This is a genomic window from Helicobacter sp. TUL, from assembly GCF_002287135.1.
In the GTDB taxonomy this organism is placed as follows: domain Bacteria; phylum Campylobacterota; class Campylobacteria; order Campylobacterales; family Helicobacteraceae; genus Helicobacter_F.
The window spans coordinates 1-1,148 of the sequence record NZ_NESU01000036.1; the positions used below are offsets into that span (position 1 = coordinate 1).

Genomic DNA, 1,148 nt, shown 5'->3' on the forward strand with positions numbered 1-1,148 from the left:
GAGCATCATAATAAAAGTAGGTTTCTTTGCTTTTAACAGAATCTCTGTGGCAAGCGCAAAAGCATATTCATCAGCATTCCCAAATGCCCAAGCATTAGCCTTGCTTTGTGGGTAGTGTTGTGCTATATAACTACTATCATAGATAGCATCTGCACCTAAGGTCATAAGATAATCTCCAAGGTTATACCAATTTTGATTACCAGAAGTGATAAAAATAACATCATATCCTGCTTGTTTATACACATCAATAGGTGTAAGCGGAAGTTTAGTATTTTTGGCGGTACTAAGGGAGATTGTAGAATGCGGTGCTATAGGCAGTAATAATCCAAATGATGCAGCAGTATGATTCCCACCCGATAAAAACTTTGTAAAGACAAAATCATTTTGTCCTTTATGTTTAGACATACCACTCTCAAAATATGGACGAAAACTCCCAAGCATATCAAAATGCTCTGCATTATCTAATGCAAGCATATTGAGTGCAAAACTCTCCATTAACACTGCGACAACATGTGGAGAAGTCTGTGATACATGTGTAGCAGAATGCATATGAGAATCTTGTGTAGATTGTGTGGTGGGTGTTGGGGATTGTGTGAAAGCTAGTGAATCTACAGGTGTAGTTACTCCTTGTTTGTGTGTAAAAAAGATAGGAAATGTTTCTTGCTGTAGTGTGATTCCTTCTGAAAGTGTTACAGGCTCAAAATGCACAGCATTGTTATAATGCACATATGCGTAATGTAAGGCTAAAATTGGATTTATAATAAGGTGGTTTAGGCTTTGGTTTTGGGTTGTATCAATGGTTGTTTCTTTGAGTGGTTGCGTTCCCACAGATCCTCTAATCCCAAGAATCACAACAAGAAGTGTAACGATATGCAATACTATAAGTGTGCGGATACGCAGTGTTGGGATTGTAAGGCTTATAAGCTTTTTGCTTAGCTTTACACAAGCAAAGCTATATAATATACAAGCAAGCAAAATAAGTATCACAGGATAGTCTTGCCACATAATTTTTAGGACTGCTAGTGTATCATCATCTTTGAGACCAAAAATAAAAACATCAATTTTTGTATGATATGTCTTGTAATAATAAAAATTCCCAATAGCACTAAAACATACAAGGAAACTTATAAGCGCGATATAACCTAAGA

1 protein-coding gene is annotated in these 1,148 nt (G+C 36.2%); it reads right to left on the bottom strand.

The genetic code is table 11. The features are described from left to right. Positions 1-1,148 (bottom strand): sulfatase-like hydrolase/transferase (locus B9T66_RS08980; RefSeq protein WP_374220135.1); only part of this gene is annotated, 1,148 nt, incomplete at both ends.